The organism is Ruminococcus gauvreauii (assembly GCF_025151995.1).
GTDB classification, from domain to species: Bacteria; Bacillota; Clostridia; order Lachnospirales; family Lachnospiraceae; genus Ruminococcus_G; species Ruminococcus_G gauvreauii.
On sequence record NZ_CP102290.1, the window covers coordinates 1,219,113 to 1,243,726 of the forward strand.

The window sequence follows — 24,614 nt, forward strand, 5'->3', positions numbered from 1 at the left end:
TTTCGTTTTCCTCCCCATGTGTCATGAATAATTCTCATTAATGATGTCTGATTCAATTTTCCCGTCCATAATACGGACTACACGTTTCGCCTGAGCGGCGATGCCGTCATCGTGCGTAATCAGAATTATGGTTCTCCCCTCTTTGTGCATACCTTTTAAAATCCGAAGTATTTCCTTGCTGGAGGCGGAATCCAGATTACCGGTCGGTTCATCTGCAAGAATCACCGGCGGTTTTGCCGCCACAGCCCTTGCAATCGCCACCCTCTGCTGCTGTCCGCCGGACATTTCAGATGGTTTATGCGTCATACGAGCCTCCAGTCCAACCATTTTCAGAGCATTGACCGACAACTCTTTCCTTGTCTTCCTGTCAATCCCCCTGTAAATCAGCGGCAGCTCAACATTTTCCAGCGCCGTGAGATTTGGAATCAGGTTAAAACCCTGAAAGATAAATCCTATTTCTTTATTCCGGACAACCGACAGATCGTTGTCCTTCATTGTCGCAACCTCCGTCCCATTCAGCCAGTAATCTCCTGATGTCGGTACATCCAGACATCCCAGCATGTTCATCAGGGTGGATTTTCCAGACCCTGACTGTCCGATGATCGCCACAAATTCCCCCTCATTGATCGTAAGATTCACGTGATCGAGCGCGCGCACCTCATTTTCACCCGGATTGTAGATCTTACACATGTCACTTACCCGAATCAATGCTTCCATTTTGTCCCTCTTTCTTACTTCTTACTTTTTTAAAAGAAAACAGTGCAGGGAATCAACCAATACTTCCTTGCACTGAGGTTTCTTTCTGATTTACTGGTCCTTGCCCTCATCCTTCTTCGGCTGATTCATGCTGTCAGAAGAAACTTCCAGAATATTAGCCACATCATCGATGGGAGAAGGTTTTGAACCGGTTTCTACCTGGTTATTTCTCATGGCTCCCCAGAAATAGAGGAGCGGAAGAATCACACCGATAATGACATTGATTACGCTAAAGGATCCCTGTACCACAGAAACTACTGCCGCTGCGAGCACCCAGATGATCATAACAGCTCCGAAAATCACATTGATTTTTGACTTTTCCGGTTTGTTGCAGTTCTTCACGCCAAAAATCCCGGCGGCAATATAGACAATGCCCTCAATCGTACCGATAATAGACGTCATGATAAGCGCCTCACTCGTCACGCCGGTCATTGCCATAACCTGCATCATCTGTTCCGACTGTGACATCGCCAGCGATGAAATACAGCCAAGCAGACCAAATGCTCCCAAAATAATTAATATAATGCCAACTACCTGTAATAAAGTTTTTCCTGGTGCTTTCATTTCACTTATCCTCCCCCGTTTAGGAACTATAATATTCTACCTTATATATCATCCTTTATTTTATTTTGTATTGCGCCGCTTGTCAAACACTTCACAGAATTTTAAGGAATTCTTAAGGTGTCACGTTGATTTTCTCTGCTTTCTATACTAATATTAAAATCAGAACGGTATTTTCACAGCAAAAGAGAGGTGATTGTCCCTGTATGAACGCAAGTGACGAGCTTTTTCTGACAACCAAGCAGCCGGTTTTAAAACTTTCGATTGCCGTCTCCCGTTATTTTGCAGACATTCCTCTGACAGAGGAACTCGAAAAACGTTATGCTGCTTATTTACACCGGCATCTGTATCCCGCACTGGAATGGATACTGAAGCAAAAAAAAATTTCTTATCTGGTACGGCTCCTAAGCACTGGATGGCTGGATGCCGCGGCTATAAGCCGCAGTCTTAAAAACACGGATATCCCGACGGAAATGCGGCTGCTTTTGATACGTTCCCTCGCACCGGATGCATCCATAACGGATTCCCCGCACACAAAGACCGGCGCTCTCGAAATCCTGTCGATCGCCCAGCTGCGGATCTTTGATCAAATGCCCGAAATGCGCCTTGCAATCTCGGGATTCACCTTTCAGGAGGCTGCCGGTCAGGAATTGACCGGAACCGACGGACACACAGTATATTACTCCCCTGATCATGTGATAAGGACATTTTTACGTTCAGAACACGCCAAACTGTACCTTCATATGCTGCTTCACTGCCTGTATCTCCACCTGGAGGTCCCGTCGGATGCCGATCCGAACGTCTGGAACCTGTCCTGCGACATCAGTGCCTGCTTCCTTTCCGAAAAAAAGTTTGAACTCTTTGACAAAACCAGGCAGCAGCTTCACGACAACATTTATACACAGATTCCGCCCGAAGTCTCTCCCGCGCTGTCTATGCAGGTGTACGATTGGCTAATCCGACAGCCGCATCAAAGTTTTATCGATGAATGGGCAGAATTTTTCCAAATGGACAGCCACGTTTACTGGTATCGCGATACATGCCCGGAAGGAAAGCGGCTCCGCACATCTCCGGGATTCTGCAGAGGGTTTTCTGATCCTGTCCAGCACAGGTTCGGTCTTAATCCAGGAAGCCGGCTGGAAGAACTGGAACTTTGTAAAGAGGCAAAATATGATTATCGGACATATCTGCGCAGATTTACCGTCACTGCTGAAGAGGTTCAGACTGACGCGGAAAGCTTTGATTATATTCCCTATCTGTACGGTCTGTACCGTTACGGCAATCTCCCTCTCGTTGAACCGTTGGAATACACAGAGGCGTCAAAAGTGGAGGAGCTGGTCATCGCCATCGATACCTCCGGTTCATGCAGGCTCGGCACGATCCAACAGTTTCTTGCTGAAACGCGCAGAATTCTGACAGATCACCAGAACTTTTTCCGGCGTATGAACGTACATATCATACAGTGTGATTCCATGATCCAGGATCACATATGTATTCGCTGTACGGAAGACTGGAACCGCTATATTCAGGATATGAAGATCAGCGGCCGGGGCGGCACTGATTTCACCCCCGTGTTTGACCTGGTCCATCACCTGCTGGAGCAGGGGGAATTTCGGAATCTGAAAGGACTTTTATACTTTACTGACGGCGACGGAATCTACCCGCAGGAGCAGCCGCCGTATGAAACAGCTTTTATCTTTACTGACTACCGCTTCCTGAATTACAAAATACCAGACTGGGCTGTACGGCTCTGCCTGAACCTGAACGAAGGAGAACTATTGCAATGAACATCAAAGAAGCAAAAGAAGAGATCAAGCGCACGCTGCACGCCTATACACAGCGGACTTCCGAGGGAATCCTTCAGATCCCCGCTGTTCAGCAGCGGCCCGTTCTGCTGATCGGTCCGCCTGGCATTGGAAAAACCGCCATCATGAAGCAGATCGCCCGAGAAGAATCTGTCGGTCTTGTTGCATATACCATGACCCATCATACCCGTCAGAGTGCGATCGGTCTCCCTGTTTTAAAGGAAAAAACATACAATGGCCGTACATACTCGATTACAGAATATACCATGAGTGAAATCGTGGCCTCCGTCTATGATTGTATGGAGGCGACCGGTTATACTTCCGGCATTCTCTTTATTGATGAGATGAACTGCGTATCCGAGACGCTGACCCCCGTCATGCTGCAACTCCTTCAGAATAAAACCTTTGGCAATCATCAGATACCGGAGGGCTGGCTGATCGTGGCAGCAGGAAACCCTCCGGCGTATAACCGTTCTGTCAGGGAATTCGATATGGTTACGCTCGACCGCGTGAAGAACATGTCCATCGAAGCCGATTATTCCGTGTGGAAAGAGTATGCCTGTGCAAATGCCGTCCACCCTTCCGTTTTAGCTTATCTCAATATGTATCCTGACTGTTTTTACTGCGTTCAGAATCAGGATAAGCTCATCGCCTTTGTGACGGCACGCGGCTGGGAAGATCTGTCCTGCATAATAAAATCATATGAAACGAGCGGTGATCCCGTCTCCGAGGCTCTGATCCGCCAATATCTGCAGCACGATGAGATCGCCCGGAACTTTTATCTGTTTTATGACCTGTTTACACAGTACGCATCGGATTTTGCCAAAGACGACTTTTTCGGGCCGAATGTCACCGCCCGCATCCAAACAGCAGACCCCGCCGAAAGTATATCGGTTGCCTCCATGCTTTTCGCGAAAGCCTCCGCAAAGATCCGCGAATATTCTTTTTCCAGCCAGGTGCATAAGCATCTGTCCGGTCTTTGGACATTGTTCAAAAACATAAACGATCATCAGGCGCTGGACGGCGAAAACACCTTACAGCAGCTGGAGCAGTTTATCAGCAAACGACACTCCTCCAACCGAATCCGCGAAGACAATGGGCTGCTTCCACTCGAGGAGAAGATTCTAGAGTTCCATACGCTTCGCCTGCTGGAAGAGCTGCTGCTGTCCGCGCGCAAGCTGCAGCTCAGTGAGGACCCTGACATAATGGAAAAGTTCGATGACACCCTGAAAGACATGAAAAAACACCAGAACTCTTCTGCCGAAGAAATACTGGCGTTTCTTTGTGATTCATACAGACTGCTGGAGGCGGCACCAGATGATGTGAGTCTTCTGTATTTCACATCCGATCTCACAAACAATCCAGACTGTTCCGAATTTTTGTCTTCGCACCCCTGCAGTCCCTATCTCTCGCACACCGGCTCACTGCTTCTTAAGCAGCGCGAGGATGAGATACGGGCAGCGATGAATACCTCTTCCGGAGAATGATCAGCGGATAATGGCGTAGCTCATATAACCGATATAGAACACTATGCAGGCCAGTCCCTCCAAACGTGTTACCTTTTTCCCGGTAAAACAGCAGACTGCAATTACAGCGCTGACTGCGATGAGTACACCGATATCGATCAGATTGTCCCCGATCCCGCCAAGCGGCGACAGCGACGACGACATCCCCAGGATAAACAGGATATTAAAAAGACAGGATCCCACTGCATTTCCAAGGGCAAGTCCGCTCTCACCTTTTCTGGAAGCAACAACTGAGGTGACAAGTTCCGGCAGCGAAGTGCCAAGCGCCACGATCGTAAGTCCGATCAGGGTCTGTGACATGCCGAAAATGCGGGCAATTTCGCTGGCGCTGTCAACCACGAGGTCGCCGCCCCAGATGATGGCTGCCAGTCCCACCGCTATATACACCGCGCTCTTAAGCGGAGGCAGCACCTGGACTTCATCCGCCGCATCCGCTCTCCTTCGTACCGCGCCGGCAACAATCCATACCAGATATGCCGCAAGCAATATCAGAAGCAGAATCCCCTCAAACCGCCCCAGCTTCAGGTCCCACAGCAAAAACAGCAGCAGAACTGACGCGGCGATATTGACCGGGATATCTCTTTTCATGATTTCCCGGTCTGTCTGAAACGGCCGGATCACCGCGCTTGCCCCTATCACTACCAGAAGATTGAAGATATTGGATCCGATCACATTGCTCAGTGCAATATCATTGTTTCCCGAAAGTCCCGCTGTGATGCTGACCGAAGCCTCCGGAGCACTCGTCCCCATGGCCACAATGGTAAGTCCGATCACAACGGGAGGCACCTTCAACAGGCGTGCAACAGACGAACTCCCCTCCACAAAGAAATCCGCCCCTTTTATCAGGAGTAAAAAACCGATGATCAAAAGTATATAAACCATGTCAAAGCCTTTCTATTTTCCCGTATTTTATATTCTGAACTTGTCAGTCGCAACCGCTTCCACAATACTCTCAAAGAATATCCCAGCCCCAACTGCATCATTTCTGATCTTCTGCACATTTACTTCGACTTTCGGGTTTCCGGCAGCCCCCTGACGCTCTGCCTTCTCAAGCAGTTGTTTTTTCACCATACGTACCGCAAAGTGTTCCGCATCCGAATATTCATCGAACATATGCTTCTGGTCCTCCTCAAACACGGAATAACCCTTCAGCTGCGTTCCTTCATACTCCGCCTTCACGCGCGTCTGTACCTTTGTGACGATCTGACTTGCGATCGCCCCCAGCGCATTGGCAACAGCCGCATTTTCAGGTATCACCGCGGTTGTGCCGAGAAGTTTTGCGACCCTCGGAAGAAATACGTGGATCGGTGCACCTACTCCCACAAGCGGGAGTTTGGTTGTGACTGCCGTCGACATCCAGGGATCTTTTCTTCTGGCCTTGGCATCCCGGTAAGACCATTCGATAAACTTCTGCAGATTCCTGTCCTCACAGATCTTTTCGTGTTTTGGATATTTCTGCGTCATAAGGATTCGGATGATATTGCAGTACATCTTTTTCTCGACAAGCTCGTAAACGATCTCCGGAATCTCCTCCTCCGTCTCCACCACATTCTGCGCGAGACAGCTCACCGCCGCCTTCGCCGCACGCGGATCATAGATGTTAAAGTCTCCTTTTATAACCATCATATCCGTCGGTGTCAGGCCGCTTTTCAGTACAATCCCTTCTTCTTCCAGGCGATCAGTATGCAGGGAGTACAGGTCACTGTCGATCGCCGCACCGAGTTCCTGCGGCATCAGCGGTTCCGCCTCCAGCGCTTTACAAATCTTCTTTTCTTCTTCAGTATACCCCTTTTTATCTGAAATATCTTTCTGGAGCACATAAAACTCAAACAGCATTCTCGTATGCGGGCGGTGAAGTGCAGCCAGGCTTTTGAGTTTGTCCGTCACCTGGGGATATTCCTTTGCCAGCAGAGAAACCGGAATCACACGGCGTGTATCCAGATACAGCCTGTCATTCTTAAACCGGACAGCACTGTCCCCTCCGAGTCCGAAGGTATCGACGTACAGCCCTTTCACCATGGTTTTCCATTTTCCAATAGAAATTCCTTTTCTGGCAGTGACAGGACGTTTATCACGCACGATTGCCACATCCGTCGTCGTTCCTCCCATATCTACAATCACTGCGTTTTCTTCCCGTGCCATCGCGCTTCCACCGACCACGCTCGCTGCCGGGCCTGAAAGCAGCGTCTCAACCGGACATTCTTTCGTCAGCACCTCAGACATAAGACTGCCGTCGCTTCGTACTATAGCGATCGGTATCTGAAGATTCCGCTCTTTCATGACGTTTTTTACAGCCGCCAGAAATTCAGCAATCAGAGGGATCAGGCGAGCATTCAGCAGTGTGCCTGCACCGCGCTTCAGCACATCCACTTCATCAAACATATCATGCGCCGTTGTGACCGGCACCTGCATGGTTTCCTGAAAAATTTTCTTTGCCTTCTTCTCAAATTTTCCTCCGTTCGCCTGCGGAAACGTCTGTACAATGCCAATGGAGTCACAGTCGGAAAACAGCTCTGGAATCATCTTCCTGAGTTCCTCCCAGTCCGGGTCTTTTGCATCCTCAAAGATCTTCTCGGGCCTCCCATCGATCTTGATCAGCTGATCCTGCTCCTGAAAACCGTAAGACGCATAAGTGTCACTGAGGCTCTCGGACAGATCCCTGTCCACTCCGATCATCAGCAGCCGGGCACGGCTGCCCTTGTTCTCCACACAGGCGTTCGTGGCAAGCGTTGTAGAGAGCGCCAGAACCTCTGCACGCTTTACATAATCCTGATCCAGCGTATCCAGTGCATTTGCGATACCAATCTCCAGTTTCGATTTCGTCGTCAGTGCCTTTCCGGAGCACACAACCGTTTTCGTGCTCATATCATAGACGACAGCGTCTGTATATGTTCCGCCGGTATCAATCCCAATTCCTATCATCGTTTTACTCCTCCCGTCAATGTATATTGTCCGTTTATCGCTTATTCATCCCGTGCTGCTTCCCTCACGAATGTCCATGTCCTGCCCATGTCACCCGACCGGTACAGGGCGCTGCTTCCACTGTTATAATCACCGTCCTGCCCCTGTCCGACTTCCAGATACAGGGCTCCGTCCTCCTCGTACGGCATTCCCGGAAAATCAAACGGCTGATACATCTCTTCCCCTGTCAGAGGAACCTCCACAGCGGGAAGTGTCACCCGTTCAAATGTTGCGCCGCCGTCTTCCGTACGATACAGTTCCGCCAGGGAACCGCCACTGTGTGACAATGCGATGAACCCCAGTGTTTCATTTAAAAAAGAAATTCCGGCGGACACACCGGTTTCCCCGCCAAAAGGATCCTGATTGAGTGTCTCCCATGAATTGCCGCCGTCTTCCGTCATCTCCAGTCCATAGAACCTGCTGCCGGCTGCCGCATCCAGCACCGTCAGCCGATAACCGCGGCTTTCATCAAGCATGCTCACGTCTTCATCGTTCTCAGTTTTCTGAGCGCAGCCTGTCGTATCCGCACTCTCCCGCGCCGAAAGCGGATCCTCTGCAGGAACCGCGTCCAGATCGTCTGCGAGGACATACCGGACCGGCGAGACATCCGACCTTTCTTCACCGGGCACATACACGGACACTGTATACCCCGCTATCTCACAGTACGCATTCTCAGCCGCCTTCGTATCCCCGTCACTGTCGATATATACGATCCCGGAAATATCCGTCCCCCAGGAACGCACGCCGTTATACAGGATCCCAAAACGCGAAGCCTTCCATCTGCTCACTGTCTGCTCCAGCGGTATTGTCTCAAGCATGGATGACAGAGGCGCCAGCAGTTTCTCCTGCTCATCCTGTCTGTCGACAGCGCCGTTTAAATGCACCGTCATATTCTCCGCCTTGTCCCTGTCATACGATATCAGAAAGCTTTCCGCCGCGCCGTCTTCATCGGTTCCATAAAGAAACGTGTCCAGTCTCAGGATACGCCCCGTGCTGTCAAATTCCAGATCGACGCTGTTCGCCACATACAGCTCCCCGGGCATTGCTGTCACTTCCCGGATGTCCGACAGCAGACCATCAATTCCATCCCGGAAAATATTATCATGCGTCAGCGGAATCGTTCGCCTGTTTTTAGCATCCTCCAGGACCCAGGAGAGTTTTCCCTGATACGGCATGGCACTTTTTACAATGCCCCAGCCGAAATATCCGGTCACGGCGCACAGCGTAAAAAGGGCGGCTGTGTACCACAGTCTCCCTGCGGCAGAAAGTGCCGGGTATGGCTGCCCGGCTCTTTGTTTCTTTACAATTCTTATGATGCAGACGATCATCCAGACCAGAAAAAACAGCGAGCAGACCGCCAGCACAGGAAGATGGCTTCTCCTCCCGCCGTACCGGCAAAGCGCCCGAAGATGATACCATGCAATCCCATACACCGCCAGAAAAACCGGATGGCATATCGTGGACAGCAAGATCTGGATTCTCGTCCGCTCCCTGTCTTTTGCAAACATACGGCAGTTAATCCAGGATGATCAGAGCCATAAAGACCAGATTCCCGTCTCCGGTATTCGCCAGCCCATGGCCGCAGCCGTCCGGTGTAAACGTCATATCGCCGGCTTTTACCGGACGCACCGTTCCATTGTCATCGTAGTCGCCCTCACCCGATAAGATATAATATGTCTCACTTTCTCCGTGATGCACATGATAACCGAGTGAACATCCGGGCTCTACCACCACCTCCGCATAGAGCCTGCACTTTCCATTCATCTCTTTTTCTCCAAGGATATGCTTTATGGTGATGTGACCCTTCCCGCCGCACATATTCTCCACACGTTCTACATTCATACTCAATACCTCTCTTTCTTATCATTCCCAGGTTATCCCAAAATTTGTTTTATTATATTCCACATCCGCAGAGAAGTCAATTTTTCTCCTTTTTTCTCGCCAGCAGCTGATTCAGATAGATGGATTTAAACTGTTTCGACGCCATTGCCTGTTTTACCGGCGGAAGTTTCAGAATAGCGCCGAACACACCTGCCATGGCACGATGGCTTGCAAATGCCTGGTTGTCAAAAATCAGGTTCTGAAGCGTCCCCTTCTCGATCGCCTGAGCGACAAAACGGGCGGTGCTGTTCACCGGGGTAATGATCTGTGCCTCGCGTCTCTTCAGTTCGATCGCTTTCGCCGGACAGTTTCTCACGCATACGCCGCACCCCAGACAGATATCCGTGTTGATCCCGGCCACCCCTCTTCCCTCCTGCTTCTGTTTCAGCTCAATCGCCAGAATCGGACAGACCTTCGCGCATTTCCCGCATCCGATGCATTTTTCTTCATTAATATGAGGGAGATAGTTCGTCGTCGCCACAGGAACCATGGGGGCAAATCTCCTGGATGCCTGCAGCGCCTCACAGCAGCAGCCGCAGCAGTTACAGATAAATGCCGGGGATTCCTGAACATTTTCCCCAATCTGTACAAGATTGTGCTCATAGGAGAGCGCCAGCACATCCATTGCCTCTTCCTTTGACACCAGACGCGTATGCCCTCCGTGCTCCGCCAGCGACCTCGCCACATTGCCGAATGTCATGCAGACGTCCATCGGCGCGTCGATTTCGCAGGGATGTCCGGCATGCATGGCCTTATGGCGGCAGTAACACATGCCAATTCCAACGTATTCGGCATCTTCCACGATGTGTCCCGCTCTCTCATAGTCCAGTATGCGAATGGAATCATCGCTGCTGAGCTCAAGCGCCGGTTCCTGCACATAGACACGTCCCAGTTTCGTTTCCGTGGCAAAGAAGAGATCCTTTACAAACTCCTCCTCCACATTCATATACTGGTAATAGAGTTCGCTCAGATATTTCTGATCGATATCACCGCGGATACGCATCAGCGCAAACTCAATAAAGCCCGCCATAGGCGGCGGCATCACAAATTTTCTCACACCATGATGATCAGAGTCTACGAGCAGGGCTTTTTCACAGAGCCGATCCAGCATCTTCTCTGCCTTAGCCTCGCTCGTATTCCACGCAAGCGCCGCTCTTTTAATCGTGAATGGCCGCACCGGAAGACGCGATACCGCACGCGCTTCCTGCTCCGTATAAAGCACCTGAAGGATCTGATACAGCACCGGTGACGCCGGTGCACCCTGTGTAAACCAGTTAATGCGGTCCTCCAGATTTTTATATGCCTGTTTTTTCGTTGTTATATGTCCCATATTTTGTCCCTTCTGTTACTGATATAATTCGTTCTGCTTCCTGACCCGGCAGACTTTCTTCAGTTTCCACCCGGCTATTTTTTGCATCACGCCGTTCACACTTCGAACTTTCTGCGGACAGATCTGAACACATCGCATACAGGAAATACATGTTTCCCTGTCTGTTTTCCGGCAATTGTCCACAGGTATCGCCGACACAGGACATTTCCTTGCACACAGTCCACACTGCGTACATCCCTTGCCTGCCTTCGGTTTCAGCGGCACGCCCGAATATTTCCGATATGGACTGCTGCCCTTAACGCCGGCTTCTGTCAGGCTGTCCGATTTTAAGATTCGTTCCCTTACAGTTTTCCCAAATTCTGCAAGTTGTCTCCTGTCATTTTTATCAGGTCTGCCCGTGCCATATTCTCTCACTATGGAGTGCTCCGTGACCGCCGCCACCGCAGCTGTCACACAAAACCCTGCTTTTTCGGCACATTCCTTCAGTTCGAGCAGAGTATCTTCGTAGTCTCTGTTACCGTAAGCAGCTGTGATCAGCGCCGGCGATCTGTCTGCCCTTATTTTTGTGATGCGCTCCAGAGCAGCCGCCGGCACACGCCCGCCAAAGGACGGCACTCCGATGATACAGAAGGTATCCCCGGATAAATGATATGTTCCAAAGTCCTTCTTCGTATCCGACAGGTCAATCTCCTGCGGCTTTGTCTCCCAGCACTTCCCCAGTGTCCGAACCACTCTCTGTGTTCCTCCCGTAGGGCTGAAGTATATCAGCACAACTTTTTCTATTTTCACGTTTCCCTCCGCCTTTCCGTCATTTTCCTGTATTTTTCTCATCATATCATGATTCTCTTCCTATAGAATGCGGCACAGCAGGAAAATTGTCAATAAAAACGTGAAAAAGGAGTACCCTGCATCCGCAAAATACTCCTCTCTCCAGCCATATGATCACCTGATTCTGATATGCACTTCCCTCAACTGTGTCTCCGTCACCGGCCCGGGAGCCCCGCACATCAGATCCTGCGCGTTCCCATTCATCGGGAACGGAATAATCTCGCGGATGTTCTCCTCGTTTCGCAGCAGCATAATCATCCGGTCAATCCCGGGAGCCATGCCGGCATGCGGCGGTGCTCCGAACTGAAATGCATGGTACAGCGCTCCGAACTTCTGTTTCAGATCCTCCTCGGTATAGCCGGCGATCTCAAACGCCTTCACCATGATATCAAGGCTGTGATTTCTGACAGCCCCGGAAGAGAGCTCTACCCCATTGCACACAATGTCATACTGATATGCCAGAATATCGAGCGGATCCATCGTATTCAGAGCCTCAAGGCCTCCCTGCGGCATGGAAAACGGGTTATGTGTGAAGTTGATCTTCTTCTCTTTCTCATCGTATTCGAACATCGGAAAATCATTGACAAAGCAGAACCTGTACGCGTTCTTTTCACAGAGATCCAGTTTCTCGCCAAGCTTAGTACGGATCTGTCCCGCATACAGCGCTGCGCGCGCCTCCTTATCCGCGATAAAGAATATGGTGTCACCGGGGACAAGTCCCGCGATCTCTGCGATCTCCCCCTTCATATCATCCGGGATAAACTTATCGATCGGTCCTTTATATGTCATATCATCATTCACTTCCAGATATCCAAGACCGCCCATTCCGATGGATGTGGCAAAGTTCAGAAGTTTCTCATGAAAACCTTTCGACATATCCGCATGCACCCTGATTGCCCGGACCGTCTTTTTATGAAACGGCTGAAAGCTGCAGCGCTGGAAGAACTCTGTCACGTCCACGATGCGCAGCGGGTTTCTCAGGTCCGGCTTATCTGTTCCGAATTCCAGCATCGCCTGCCGGTAACTGATAACCGGATAAGGCGCCCGCGTAACTGCCGATCCTTCCGGGGCAAACTTCTCAAACGCTGCCGTGAGCACTTCCTCGCCCACCTCAAACACGTCCTCCTGCGCCGCGAAACTCATCTCAAAGTCCAGCTGGTAAAATTCCCCCGGGGAACGGTCTGCACGCGCATCCTCATCGCGGAAGCACGGCGCTACCTGAAAGTATTTATCAAATCCCGAAACCATCAGGAGCTGCTTATACTGCTGCGGAGCCTGCGGCAGGGCATAAAACTGACCTTTGTACTTGCGGGACGGCACGATATAGTCCCTCGCCCCCTCCGGTGACGAGGCGCACAGGATCGGTGTCTGAATCTCCAGAAAGCCCATATCCGTCATCTTCTGTCTCAGGAAGCTGATGACCTGCGAGCGAAAGATCATGTTGTCTTTCACTTTTTTATTTCTCAGATCCAGATACCGGTATTTCAGTCTCAGATCCTCACGCGTCTCTTTCGACGTCATAACCTCAAAGGGAAGCTGCTGGTATACTCTTCCGAGAATATCCACACGATGCGCTTCCAGCTCAATCGTTCCGGACGGGATCCTGGGATTGTAAGTTTCTTCGTCACGGAGTTCGACCACCCCTTCTACAGAGACACAGTCCTCTTTGCTGATGCCGTCCAGCAGTCTGGTATCCCGCATGACGATCTGCATCACTCCATACATATCCCTGAGGTCAATAAAGGATACTCCCCCGTGGTCGCGGATGTTCTCCACCCATCCGGCAATCCTCAGTGTTGTTCCCACATCGCTCTCGCCGATTTTGTCCATTGTTCTGTTTCGGTAAATGTTTGTTGTCTTCATTCGATTCTCTCCTTTTGTGGTTTGGGCACAAAAAAAGCTGCCCATCCAAACTTAACGTTCAGGACGAACAGCCATTGTCCGCGGTACCACCTGAATTACTGCTATCAGTCACTCTTCGGTTGAAAACCTTTCCGCTTATCGCGCGGATCACGGCGCACCTACTGACCGGAAAATACATTTCCGATGTTCAGATTGCAGCTGGTAAAGTGTTATTCACGCAAATTCATTTTACAGAGTTCGCACTGCCCTCCGCTCACTGGGAACGATAAGATGCGCTACTTCTCTTCGTCATCGCCGTTGCAACAGATTATATACTACCGTTTTTTCATTGTCAATGGAAGATTTTCACAAAACGTCATTTTCTCCGATATAGCGGACCGTCCGGACCAGCGTGATCAGCACGATGATCAGCGCCACTGCCCCAAGCGTTAGGGAGCGGAAAAAGTAAGTTGCCTGCGTCATACTGCCTCCTGCGCTCGAAATCAGAAAAATGGTCAGGACCACCCCCGCCACGATCGTGGAGGAAGTGGATTTCCTCCGCATACAAACAACATACGGAAGCAGAGACAGAAATGCAGTAGCCAAAAGTCCCGCCAGATAGTAGATGCCATACTGCGTCATCAAAAGTGCAGAGAAATCCCCTGTAACCGCATTCGTCAAACTGTCCAGAACCGCAACGGCAGTCACATTCAGGGCATTCCCTATTACGACGTTGACGACCGTGAACACAAAGACGATCAAAAGCTTTGCAAACATCAGCCTCCAGCGCTCAATCGGGTAGCAAAACAACTGATTGATCGTTCCGCTCCGGTACTCTTCCACCACCAGCTGCGCCATGATCACTGATGAATACACTAAAAATGTGCCGCGCACAAGCGCATCTGTCATAACAATCGCCATCTCCCAGTCAAACGGCTCCTGCTCCACCGCACTGCCATAATACATCGCCACGGACATTCCCACCAGGATGATATGTGCCAGTATAACCCCCGGCCATTTCCGATGGAGCTGGTACTTCTGAAACTCCAGTTTAACTAAGTGCATCATATCCTTCCCCTCCTATCATCTGATGAAAATACTCTTCCAGCGTCAAATGCCTGACGGAAATCCCCTTGATCCCCACCTGCTGTCTGAGCAGTGCGTCGGCAAGCACATTGTTGTCCACACCCTCCTCATAGATACGGACAACCGAATCAGAAATCACCCGGTAGTTGCTGATTTTCATGACTTCCTCCAGCACGTATCCCGCTTTGCGCACGTCGCTCACTTCCAGCTCCGTATAACTGCCGCTCACGGCGTACACTTCCTCCATGGTAACCTCTTTGATCAGCTTCCCTTTCTTCAGGATGCCGACTGTGTCCGCGATCTGTTCAATCTCTGAGAGGATATGGCTGGAGATCAGAATCGTCGTGCCGTCCTCTCTGTTCAGTCGCTTCAGCAGAGAACGTATCTGGAGCGCCCCTTCAGGGTCAAGTCCGTTGATCGGTTCATCAAGGATCAGAACCTCCGGGTGTGTCAGGATTGCCCTGGCGATACCCAGCCGCTGCTTCATCCCCATGGAGAATTTGCGCACAGGTTTTCTGCCCGTTCCCGTGAGCCCGACCAGTTCCAGCGTCTTCTGACAGTCCTCCGTCTTGTAATAGCCCATGTATTCACAATGAATCTGCAGCGTCTGTTCCGCCGATAGATTGCCGTAAAATGCAGGCGTCTCGATCATAGCTGATACGCGGCGCAGAATATCGGCTGAATTCTCCTCCAGGCTTTTGCCGAACATGGTGATGCTTCCCTCCGTCGGCTTCACCAGGTTCATCATCATCTTCATGGTCGTACTTTTCCCGGATCCATTCGGCCCCAGGAAGCCATAGATGCTCCCACGCTTCACATGCATATTCAGATGTGATACGGCAGCGTTATCTCCGTAGATCTTTGTCAGTTGATTTGTCGTCAATATATAATCCATACTGCTCTCCTTTCTCTGTTACAACCAGCATAACAGAGAAATTTCTCCTGTTCCTCTCTTAAATCTAACTTTTTTGTCAAGTTGGAAATACCTGCGGAAATGACACTGTAAAATCCGTGTGTTTCCAGGGAATACTCTCCAGCACAATCTTTCCCTTCATCCGTTCTGTCAAAGTCTTTGAGATCGCAAGCCCGAGTCCGCTGCCCTGAAAGTTCCGGCTTCTGGAATCCTCCAGCGTATACATGCGCTCAAAAACAGCATCCTTATGCCTGGCGGGGATTCCCCTTCCGTGATCTGTCACCCTGATACACACATCCCCGTCCGCCGTCCACATGCTCATCCCAAAATAGCGCCCTTCTGCTCCATACTTTACGGCGTTCGATATCAGGTTCTCCAGCACTCTTGTCAGAGCGTCCTCGTCTCCCATTATATAGACCGGTATCTCAGGTATGACAAGTTCTACCTGAAACTGCATGTTCGTCATCATCTGGTAAAACTGCAGGACCGTATTCCTGCAGACGGCAGATACATTGACGGGTTCTGCCCTCAGCTGTCTATCACCCGATTTAAGCTTTGCCAGATCAAAAAACTGATTGACCAGCGCCAGGACTTCCTGTACCTTTGCATCCACCTTCCCGATCATCTCCTCCTGCGGCCTGCGTTCTCTCAGCATCTCCACGTAGCCGAGCACCACGGTCAGCGGCGTTTTCAAATCATGAGAGACATTGGACAGCATCATGCGGATCGCCGATTCCCGTGACCTGAAGTCTCTTTCCGCCTCTTCCTTCGCCTCCAGAAAACAGTTCAGCTCCGTGCATACTTCCCGCAGCTCCTCTTTTGCGTCCGGGATCAGAATACGCTCACGGCTTTCTTCCATCCTGATTTCACGCAGTTTTCTCCCGAGGTACCAAAGCTGCCTCTTCTGCTTCCTGCGCACAGCCCACTGGCAGCACAGGATGATCAGAAGAATCAGATTTGTTCCAAGCAGCACATAAACCATATCTTCATTCCTCCATTCGGTAACCGATTCCCCACACCGTGCGGATGTACTGCCGTCCCGGGAGCGCTTCGCCCAGCTTGCTGCGAAGGCGGTTCACGTGTACATTGATCACATGTTCTTCCCCGTAGTACGGTTCCTTCCACACTGCCGAATAGATCTGCTCCTTTGTATAAATTCTCTGCGGATGCCCCGCCAGAAGACAAAGAATCTCAAACTCCTTGCCCGTCAGCGCGATTCGTTTTCCGTCTCCATAAACTTCATAGCCCTGCGTATCGAGCATCAGTTCTTTATAACAGATTTTCGTATCCGGATCCTCCTGCGGCTGACTGTATCGGGTTGTCCGTCTGAGATTTGCCTTGATTCTGGCAGTCAGTTCTACCAGGGAGAACGGTTTCGTGATATAATCATCCGCTCCGAATCCAAGCCCCATCGCCTTATCACTCTCACTGTCCCTGGCACTGATGATAAGGATCGGCACGACACTGTTTCTGCGAATCTCCTTCATTACCTGCATTCCGTCAAGAAACGGAATCATTATGTCAAGCAGCACCAGGTCAAATGTATCTTCCTTAAAATACCGGAGTGCACTGTCTCCGTCAAATGCCTGCTCAACTGTGAATCCTTCATTCAGCAGATACTCCGCCACCATATCGCTGATCCCCTTATCATCCTCTATCAGTAAAATTCGCTGCATCACCCGCGGCTCCCTTCCATCTTGTCAGTACTTCGCAGTTCACCTGCGCTAACTATATGATACCATAGTTACCATTTAAAAAAACCCACAAACCTGATGTTTGTGGGTTTTGATATAACGTAGACAGATAACTGCCTATCTCTTTGAGAACTGTGGTGCACGACGTGCAGCCTTGAGACCGTATTTCTTTCTCTCTTTCATTCTCGGGTCACGTGTCAGGTATCCTGCTTTTTTCAGAATCGGTCTGAAATCAGAATCAGCCTGAAGCAGCGCTCTTGCGATGCCGTGTCTGATCGCACCTGCCTGTCCGGTGTATCCGCCGCCGTGTACGTTTACCAGTACATCAAATTTATCAACGGAATCCGTCGCCGTCAGAGGCTGGCGAACGATAACTTTCAGTGTTTCCAGTCCTAAATACTCGTCAATATCTCTTTTATTGATCGTAATCTTTCCCGTTCCCGGTACTAAATATACTCTTGCGATCGATTTCTTTCTTCTGCCTGTTCCATAATATTTTGCACTAGCCAATGTCTCTTACCTCCTCTTAAAATGTTAACGCTTCTGGTGTCTGAGCAGCATGCGGATGCTCTGCGCCAGCATATACGTGAAGTTTTGTAAGCATCTGTCTTCCCAGCGGTCCTTTCGGAAGCATTCCCTTGACAGCCAGCTCAATTACCTTCTCAGGTTTCTTTGCTAACATTTCTCTCAGCGTAGTCTCTTTCATTCCGCCTACGTATTCTGAATGATGGTAATAAATTTTCTGGTCTAATTTCTTTCCAGTCACATTGATCTTCTCTGCGTTGATCACAACTACGTAATCACCGGTATCGATGTGCGGTGTGAAAACCGGTTTGTTCTTACCTCTTAAAACTTTTGCTACCTCAGATGCAAGACGTCCCAATGTACATCCCTCAGCATCCACTACATACCATTTTCTTTCAATCTTAGCCGGGTTAGCCATATAAGTGTTCATGGATTTACCTCCTGTTAATCAATCTACATGTCATTCTTTCTGTGTATATCTATGATGTAAAATATCCTTACCGGGGCATTGGATCGGATATCTACGTACGCTGTCACATTGAATAATTATATTATACTGTCCCACGCGTGTCAACAGATTTTTTTGGTTTTTTTGCCTTTTTATGCGCCACAGATCCGTTATTCCCCGATGAAACGAATTCCGATAAGCGTAAGGCCGCACGCCGGAGCTGTCGGTCCCGCTGCGCTCCTGTCCCCGGCTTCCAGAATATCCTTCATCCGCACAGGCAGATACATTCCTCCCCCGATCTCGATCAGGGTACCTGTAATAATCCGGACCATATTGTACAGGAAACCCTTACCCGTCACACGGATTGTCACGATATCACTCTCTTTTGCAATATCGATGCCGGTTACTGTCCTCACCGTCGTCTTCACCTGCGCGCCGGCGCCGCAGAAGCTGGCAAAATCATGCTCTCCAATCAGATACGCGGCGCCTTCCCGCATTTTTTCCAGGTCAAGGTTATAGTGATAAAAATAAGAATAAAACCTCTCAGTCGGCAGCGGAAACCGCCTGTTTAAAATCCGGTACTCATAAGTCTTTTCACTTTCACAGTATCTCGGATGAAAATCCGCCGCAACTTCTTCCGAGCATTGGATACGGATATCTTCCGGCAGCCGCTGATTTAATGCATAAGAAATCTTTTCGCCGGGCATCCGGGCATTCGTATCAAATACGGCCACATTTCCCAGCGCATGTACGCCCGCATCCGTACGGCTGGCTCCGATCGTCATGATCTCTTCCTGCAGGAGCTGCGACAGATGACGATTTAATTCCGCCTGTACCGTATTGCCGTTCGCCTGTATCTGCCATCCACAGTAATTCGTACCGTCATAGGCTACCGTCAGTCTCACCCTTTTCATATCAGATACCCCCCGTATATTCTCAGCAAAATACAGACCGCCAGATATGCAGACAGGATCATATACGCAAAGATGTCCTGTTTCCGATAGACCAGAGGTTTCATCTGGGTCCTTCCCTCTCCTCCGTGGTAGCAGCGGGCTTCCATCGCAAGCGCCAGGTCATTCGCCCGCCGAAATGCAGAGACAAACAGCGGCACCAGCAGCGGCACCATGCTTTTAATCTTTTTCAGCAGCCCTCCGTTCTCAAAATCGGCGCCTCTGGCGATCTGCGCCTTCATAATCTTATCCGTCTCCTCCAGCAGAATCGGTATAAAACGCAGCGCAATAGACATCATCATAGCAATATCATGTACAGGCACTCTGATTTTTTCCAACGGTTTCAACAGCCGTTCCAGGCCGTCTGTCAGCTGATTGGGGGTTGTCGTGAGCGTCATAACGGAAGACCCGATGATCAGATAGATCAGCCGGATCCCCATTCTCGCTGCCAGTACCACACCCTCTTTGGTGATCGTGATGATCCAGACATGGAAAATGGCCTCCCCGGGAGTAAAGATCATGTTGAAAAACAGCGTGATCATCAGCAGGACCACGATGGCCTTTAATCCTTTTATCATAAAACGAAAGGGAACTTTTGATATTTTAATGACAGCAGCCAGAAAAACAGTTGCTGCCAGATAGCCCGTCCAGGTGTTGGACACAAACAGGCTCGCAATAAAGATAATCGTTGCAATAAATTTTACACGTGGGTCCAGTCTGTGCAGAATCGAATCTGCCGGATAGTACTGGCCAATGGTGATATCTCTGATCATGATGATATATCCTTTCCAAGTGCCCTGAGTATGGACTCTCGGGCCTCTTCTACGGTAATCGCGGATGTGTCCACGGGAAATCCTCTTTTTTCCAGCGCATGCATGATATAAGTAATCTGCGGAGCGGCAAGGCCGATCGCTTCCAGCTCTTTATAGTGCGAAAAAACCTCTTTGCAGGTACCGTCGAACGCCTTCTCACCCTGGTTCATCACAATGATCCGTTCCACATACCGCGCGATATCTTCCATGCTGTGAGAAACCAGAATGATCGTGATTCCTCTGGTCTGATGCAGGAGTGCAATCTGATCCAGAATTTCATCGCGCCCTTTTGGGTCAAGGCCCGCAGTCGGTTCATCCAGTACCAGCACTTTCGGATTCATCGCCAGAACACCGGCAATCGCGACACGCCGTTTCTGGCCTCCCGACAGCTCAAACGGTGATTTATCATAAAATGCTTCCGTAAGCCCCACATGAAAAAGCGCTTCTTTCGCACGTCTTACACACTCTTCTTTTTCCAGCCCCTGATTGGCCGGTCCAAAGCAGACGTCCGCGAGCACCTCAGACTCAAACAGCTGGTGCTCCGGATACTGAAATACAAGTCCGACCTGAAACCGAAGTTCACGCAGCGGATAATCCGCTGCCCAGATATCCTTCCCCTCAAACAGAACCCTGCCCGCGGTCGGCCGGACCAGACCGTTCAGATGCTGGATCAACGTCGATTTCCCGCTTCCGGTATGACCGATAATGCCGACAAACTGTCCCTGCGGAATTTCCAGGTTAATCTCCTTAAGTGCATGCATCTCATATGCTGTTCCCGGACTGTAAGTATACGTGACACCTTCTAATTTAATTGACATATCGCTTCCACCAATTCTTCAATCGTTAAAATCCCATCCGGCAGATCCAGTCCGGACTTTTTCAGTTCATAGGCTAAAAGTGTTACCTGCGGAACATCCAGACGGTACGTTTTCAGCTGCTCCACCTGCGAAAAAATCTCACGCGGTGTCCCTTCCATCACAACGCGTCCGTCGTCCATCACGAACACGCGATCCGCAAAAATCACTTCCTCCATGTAATGCGTGATGAGAATAACCGTCACATGCTCCTTCCGGTTCAGTTCCCTCACAGTTTTCAATACTTCTTTTCTGCCATTGGGGTCCAGCATGGCTGTCGGCTCGTCCAGCACAATACACTCCGGATGCATCGCAACCACGCCGGCGATCGCAACACGCTGTTTCTGTCCCCCGGACAGTTTATTGGGCGAATGCTTCCTGTAGGAGGTCATCCCAACCGCATCCAGGCTCTCATCGACACGTTTCCAGATATCCTCCGTATGGACGCCCAGATTTTCCGGTCCGAACCCTACATCCTCTTCCACCACCGTACCGATGATCTGGTTATCCGGATTCTGGAAAACCATTCCGGCCTTCTGGCGTATTTTCCACAGTTCTCCCTCTTTTGAGGTATCCATCGAGTCAACCCACAGCGTACCCTCCGTCGGCACCAGAAGCGCATTGATGTGCTTGGCAAGTGTGGACTTTCCAGAACCGTTATGCCCCAGCACGGCGATAAACTGGCCCGCCTTGACATCGATATTGATGTCATCCAGTGCCCGGCTGCTCTCCCTGGCGGCGCCCTCTTCATCATATTTTAAATAATCAAACACCAGCTTTGACGCTTTTATGATTCCCATAAGACCACCTCCCAAGCCGTCTTAAACCCAAAGAAGTTCGAGGGAGTCCCTCGAACTTAAATCGCCGGCAGTATCCCTGATACCAGAAATACTGCCGTATGTTACTATTCCTCGCGTTCCATCGTCATAAACGTTTCGATCAGTTCCCAGATCTCTTCCCGCCCCTGCTTTGTCTGTGATGAAAAAGGCACGACCGGAGTCCCCTCGACTACCTGAAGCCCCTGCTTTATCATCTTTACATGTTTGGACACCTGGCTTTTCTTCAGCTTATCCAGCTTCGTCGCAATGATGATCGGCTGAAACCCATTGTTCAGGATCCAGTCATACATAGCCCTGTCATTCGCGGAAGGTTCATGGCGGATATCGATCAGCAGAAAGACCGCCCTCAGGACTTTCGACTGATGCAGATAGCGCTCGATCATCTTTCCCCACTGTTCTTTTACCGCCACGGAGACCTTGGCATATCCGTACCCGGGCAGGTCCACGAGATACAGCGCATCGTTCACATTATAAAAATTTATAGTCTGTGTCTTTCCGGGCTGTGCGCTTGTCCTCGCCAGCGCTTTCCGGTTGATCAGACCGTTGATCAGAGATGATTTCCCTACATTTGACTTTCCGGCAAATGCGATTTCCGGCATTATGTTTTCCGGCAGCCTGCTGGTAATTCCGCAGACGATATCAAGCGATACATTTTTTATAACCATACAGTTCTCCTATGCCAGAGCGTGTTCCAGTACTTCCTTCATATGGGACACGAACACAATCTCCAGGCCGTTTTTGATCTCAGCCTGAATCTCTTCCACATCCGGCTTGTTCTTTTCCGGGACGAGTACCTTCCGGATACCCGCGATCTTCGCGGCGAGGAGTTTCTCTTTCAGGCCTCCGATCGGAAGCACCCTTCCGCGCAGCGTAATCTCACCTGTCATAGCCACATCTGCCCGAACCGGCCTCTCGGTAATCGCCGACAGCATTGCTGTCGCCATCGTGATACCGGCTGAAGGTCCGTCTTTCGGCACGGCCCCTTCCGGAATATGGATATGTATATCATTCTCTTTAAAAAAGCCGTCTGAGATCGTATACTCTGCAGCCACAGAACGGATATAGCTGATCCCCGCCTGTGCGGACTCTTTCATTACATCACCCAGCTGTCCTGTCAGCAGGAAGTCGCCCTTTCCAGGCATGATATTGACCTCGATCTGAAGCGTGTCTCCGCCGACGCTTGTCCATGCAAGCCCTCGAACGATCCCGACCTCATCAGACTCATTCCTTCTCTGGAAACTGTATTTTTCCCGCCCCAGAAAGTCTTCCAGATTGTCTGCAGTCACCGTAATCTCCTCCTGGTTTTCCTCGAGGATCTTACGTGCGGTCTTTCTGCAGATCTCTCCTATCTTACGCTCAAGGCTCCTGACACCCGCCTCTTTTGTATATCCGCTGATGATAGATCCCAGCGCTTCGTCGCTGATCTTCAGCTGGCCGCTTTTCAGTCCGTGAGCCTTCATCTGTTTTGGTATCAAGTGTTCTACCGCAATGTGGAACTTCTCATTTTCCGTGTAGCTGCTGACCTCGATGATCTCCATGCGGTCCAGCAGCGGGCGCGGTATCGTCTGCATATCATTGGCAGTCGCGATAAACAGTACTTCCGATAAGTCAAGCGGAAGTTCAATATAATGATCCGTAAATTTGTTATTCTGTTCGGAATCCAGTACCTCCAGCAGCGCCGAGGCAGTGTCTCCCTTGTAATCACTGCTGACCTTGTCTATTTCGTCAAGAAGCATCAGCGGATTCTTAACGCCCGCCTGCTGCAGTCCCGCAGCGATCCTACCCGGCATCGCCCCCACGTATGTCCTTCTGTGCCCACGTATTTCGGCTTCATCCCTCACACCGCCCAGACAGATACGAACATATTTTTTATTCAGCGCCCTTGCTACAGAACGCGCGATGGAAGTCTTTCCGGTACCCGGCGGTCCGATCAGGCACAAAATGGGGCTTTCCCCTTTCTTCGTCAGGGTACGTACCGCAAGGAACTCCAGAATACGTTCCTTGACCTTTTCCAGTCCGTAGTGATCATGTGCGAGCACATCCTTGGCTTTCCCGATATTCTGATTGTCTCTGGAGACTTTATCCCACGGCATTTTCAAAAGTGTTTCAATATAACCGCGCATCACGGAGCTTTCAGATGAATTATTCCCGACACTGCGGAAACGCTTGATTTCCTCCAGTATCTTTTCCCTGATTTCTTTCGGGGCTTTCAGCTTCTCGGCTGCTTCGGTGAAACGGTCGGCGTCTGAGACGGTGTTGTCCTCACCGAGTTCCTCGCGTATCAGCTTCAGCTGTTCCCGCAGAATATACTCTCTCTGGTTTTTGTCAATCCGTTCCTTGATCTTTCCCTGCAGTTCACCGCGAATCTGCATGATCTCGATTTCATTGGTCATCAGAATTCCCAGAAGTTCGTAGCGCTCAGCGAGCGTAACTGCTTCCAGCAGCTTCTGTCTCTGTTCATACGGCAGCGGCAGATTAATCGCGATCTGATCCACCATTTTTTCCATATCTTCCATTTCCAGAATCTGCGTCGCAAGCTCACCGCTGATCTTCTGGTTTTCCTGACAGAATGTAAGGAAAATCTCTTTCAGATTGCGCAGCATTGCTTCTTTCGCATTATCCGAAACAGGTATGCTCTCCGATTTTTCATAGCACGCCACTTCTGTTTCCAAAAATGCATCATCGTTCACAAATCCCAGCAGCTCAGCGCGTTCCAATCCCTCCACCAGGATGCGCAGCACATGTTTCGGCAGCTTCACTACCTGTTTGATCTTGGCGATCGTACCCACTTTATATAAATCCAGCACCCCCGGTTCTTCTACCGAAGGATCTTTCTGCGTGATCAGAAAAATATTCTGATCACGCAGCATCGCCTCTTCCACTGCCCTTACTGATTTATCCCGGCTGATATCAAAATGCACGATCATATCCGGTAAAATCGTTGTGCCGCGCAGTGCAATCGCCGGCAGCACTTTTATCAATTCGTTCATAATCTCCTCCAAT

The 24,614-nt window shown here is 50.2% G+C and carries 23 protein-coding genes; 2 read left to right on the forward strand and 21 right to left on the reverse strand.

Features of this window, described 5'->3' with window-relative positions; genetic code table 11:
* Positions 1 to 21: 21 nt before the first annotated feature.
* Complete coding sequence (locus NQ502_RS05935) at positions 22 to 717, reverse strand: ABC transporter ATP-binding protein (RefSeq protein WP_028530509.1); 696 nt, start codon at positions 715 to 717, stop codon at positions 22 to 24.
* 90 nt (positions 718 to 807) lie between these two features.
* Entirely contained in the window at positions 808 to 1,320 is a 513-nt protein-coding gene (locus NQ502_RS05940) for a hypothetical protein (RefSeq protein WP_028530508.1), read from the reverse strand.
* A 203-nt stretch (positions 1,321 to 1,523) separates the two neighbouring features.
* Between NQ502_RS05940 and NQ502_RS05945 the strand changes: the two genes are divergently transcribed.
* Positions 1,524 to 3,104, forward strand: coding sequence for a vWA domain-containing protein (locus tag NQ502_RS05945; protein ID WP_049898570.1), 1,581 nt, complete (start codon positions 1,524 to 1,526; stop codon positions 3,102 to 3,104).
* A complete protein-coding gene (locus NQ502_RS05950; protein ID WP_028530507.1) occupies positions 3,101 to 4,609 on the forward strand; it encodes an ATP-binding protein in 1,509 nt (502 codons plus the stop codon). The genes NQ502_RS05945 and NQ502_RS05950 overlap by 4 nt, the downstream gene beginning before the upstream one ends.
* Here NQ502_RS05950 and NQ502_RS05955 read toward each other — a convergent pair whose 3' ends face one another.
* The 19 genes from NQ502_RS05955 to lon form a co-directional block, all read right to left on the reverse strand.
* A complete protein-coding gene (locus tag NQ502_RS05955; RefSeq protein WP_028530506.1) occupies positions 4,610 to 5,530 on the reverse strand; it encodes a calcium/sodium antiporter in 921 nt (306 codons plus the stop codon).
* A gap of 27 nt (positions 5,531 to 5,557) precedes the next feature.
* Complete coding sequence (locus NQ502_RS05960) at positions 5,558 to 7,570, reverse strand: hydantoinase/oxoprolinase family protein (RefSeq protein WP_028530505.1); 2,013 nt, start codon at positions 7,568 to 7,570, stop codon at positions 5,558 to 5,560.
* Positions 7,571 to 7,611: 41 nt separating this feature from the next.
* Entirely contained in the window at positions 7,612 to 9,117 is a 1,506-nt protein-coding gene (locus NQ502_RS05965; protein ID WP_044983697.1) for a WD40/YVTN/BNR-like repeat-containing protein, read from the reverse strand.
* A gap of 7 nt (positions 9,118 to 9,124) precedes the next feature.
* Positions 9,125 to 9,451 carry a cupin domain-containing protein gene (locus tag NQ502_RS05970; RefSeq protein WP_028530503.1) on the reverse strand — a complete coding sequence of 109 codons (327 nt, stop codon included), beginning with the start codon at positions 9,449 to 9,451 and terminating at the stop codon, positions 9,125 to 9,127.
* Between the two features lie 76 nt (positions 9,452 to 9,527).
* Positions 9,528 to 10,820, reverse strand: coding sequence for a 4Fe-4S dicluster domain-containing protein (locus NQ502_RS05975; RefSeq protein WP_028530502.1), 1,293 nt, complete (start codon positions 10,818 to 10,820; stop codon positions 9,528 to 9,530).
* 15 nt (positions 10,821 to 10,835) lie between these two features.
* On the reverse strand, positions 10,836 to 11,654 hold the full coding sequence (locus NQ502_RS05980) for a 4Fe-4S binding protein (protein WP_242830318.1): 819 nt from the start codon (positions 11,652 to 11,654) through the stop codon (positions 10,836 to 10,838).
* Positions 11,655 to 11,762: 108 nt separating this feature from the next.
* Entirely contained in the window at positions 11,763 to 13,511 is a 1,749-nt protein-coding gene (gene aspS, locus NQ502_RS05985; RefSeq protein ID WP_028530500.1) for an aspartate--tRNA ligase, read from the reverse strand.
* A 345-nt stretch (positions 13,512 to 13,856) separates the two neighbouring features.
* Entirely contained in the window at positions 13,857 to 14,558 is a 702-nt protein-coding gene (locus NQ502_RS05990; RefSeq protein ID WP_028530499.1) for an ABC transporter permease, read from the reverse strand.
* The gene (locus NQ502_RS05995) at positions 14,542 to 15,471 is read right to left on the reverse strand and encodes an ABC transporter ATP-binding protein (RefSeq protein ID WP_028530498.1); all 930 of its coding nucleotides are present in this window, start codon (positions 15,469 to 15,471) and stop codon (positions 14,542 to 14,544) included. The genes NQ502_RS05990 and NQ502_RS05995 overlap by 17 nt, the downstream gene beginning before the upstream one ends.
* A 76-nt stretch (positions 15,472 to 15,547) precedes the next feature.
* On the reverse strand, positions 15,548 to 16,471 hold the full coding sequence (locus NQ502_RS06000) for a sensor histidine kinase (protein WP_028530497.1): 924 nt from the start codon (positions 16,469 to 16,471) through the stop codon (positions 15,548 to 15,550).
* Positions 16,472 to 16,475: 4 nt separating this feature from the next.
* Positions 16,476 to 17,165: a response regulator transcription factor gene (locus tag NQ502_RS06005; protein ID WP_028530496.1), complete on the reverse strand. Its 690-nt coding sequence runs from the start codon at positions 17,163 to 17,165 to the stop codon at positions 16,476 to 16,478.
* 135 nt (positions 17,166 to 17,300) lie between these two features.
* Positions 17,301 to 17,693 (reverse strand): 30S ribosomal protein S9, encoded by a 393-nt coding sequence (rpsI, locus tag NQ502_RS06010; protein ID WP_028530495.1) that lies wholly within the window; start codon positions 17,691 to 17,693, stop codon positions 17,301 to 17,303.
* 16 nt (positions 17,694 to 17,709) lie between these two features.
* Positions 17,710 to 18,138, reverse strand: coding sequence for a 50S ribosomal protein L13 (gene rplM, locus NQ502_RS06015; protein ID WP_028530494.1), 429 nt, complete (start codon positions 18,136 to 18,138; stop codon positions 17,710 to 17,712).
* A 188-nt stretch (positions 18,139 to 18,326) separates the two neighbouring features.
* Positions 18,327 to 19,070: a tRNA pseudouridine(38-40) synthase TruA gene (gene truA / locus NQ502_RS06020; protein ID WP_028530493.1), complete on the reverse strand. Its 744-nt coding sequence runs from the start codon at positions 19,068 to 19,070 to the stop codon at positions 18,327 to 18,329.
* Positions 19,067 to 19,879 carry an energy-coupling factor transporter transmembrane component T family protein gene (locus NQ502_RS06025; RefSeq protein WP_028530492.1) on the reverse strand — a complete coding sequence of 271 codons (813 nt, stop codon included), beginning with the start codon at positions 19,877 to 19,879 and terminating at the stop codon, positions 19,067 to 19,069. Before NQ502_RS06025 ends, truA begins: the two co-directional genes overlap by 4 nt.
* Positions 19,876 to 20,736 carry an energy-coupling factor transporter ATPase gene (locus NQ502_RS06030; protein WP_028530491.1) on the reverse strand — a complete coding sequence of 287 codons (861 nt, stop codon included), beginning with the start codon at positions 20,734 to 20,736 and terminating at the stop codon, positions 19,876 to 19,878. The genes NQ502_RS06025 and NQ502_RS06030 overlap by 4 nt, the downstream gene beginning before the upstream one ends.
* Entirely contained in the window at positions 20,721 to 21,572 is an 852-nt protein-coding gene (locus NQ502_RS06035) for an energy-coupling factor transporter ATPase (protein ID WP_028530490.1), read from the reverse strand. The genes NQ502_RS06030 and NQ502_RS06035 overlap by 16 nt, the downstream gene beginning before the upstream one ends.
* Positions 21,573 to 21,676: 104 nt before the next feature.
* On the reverse strand, positions 21,677 to 22,276 hold the full coding sequence (gene yihA / locus NQ502_RS06040) for a ribosome biogenesis GTP-binding protein YihA/YsxC (protein ID WP_028530489.1): 600 nt from the start codon (positions 22,274 to 22,276) through the stop codon (positions 21,677 to 21,679).
* A 9-nt stretch (positions 22,277 to 22,285) separates the two neighbouring features.
* Complete coding sequence (gene lon / locus NQ502_RS06045) at positions 22,286 to 24,601, reverse strand: endopeptidase La (RefSeq protein ID WP_028530488.1); 2,316 nt, start codon at positions 24,599 to 24,601, stop codon at positions 22,286 to 22,288.
* Positions 24,602 to 24,614: the final 13 nt, after the last annotated feature.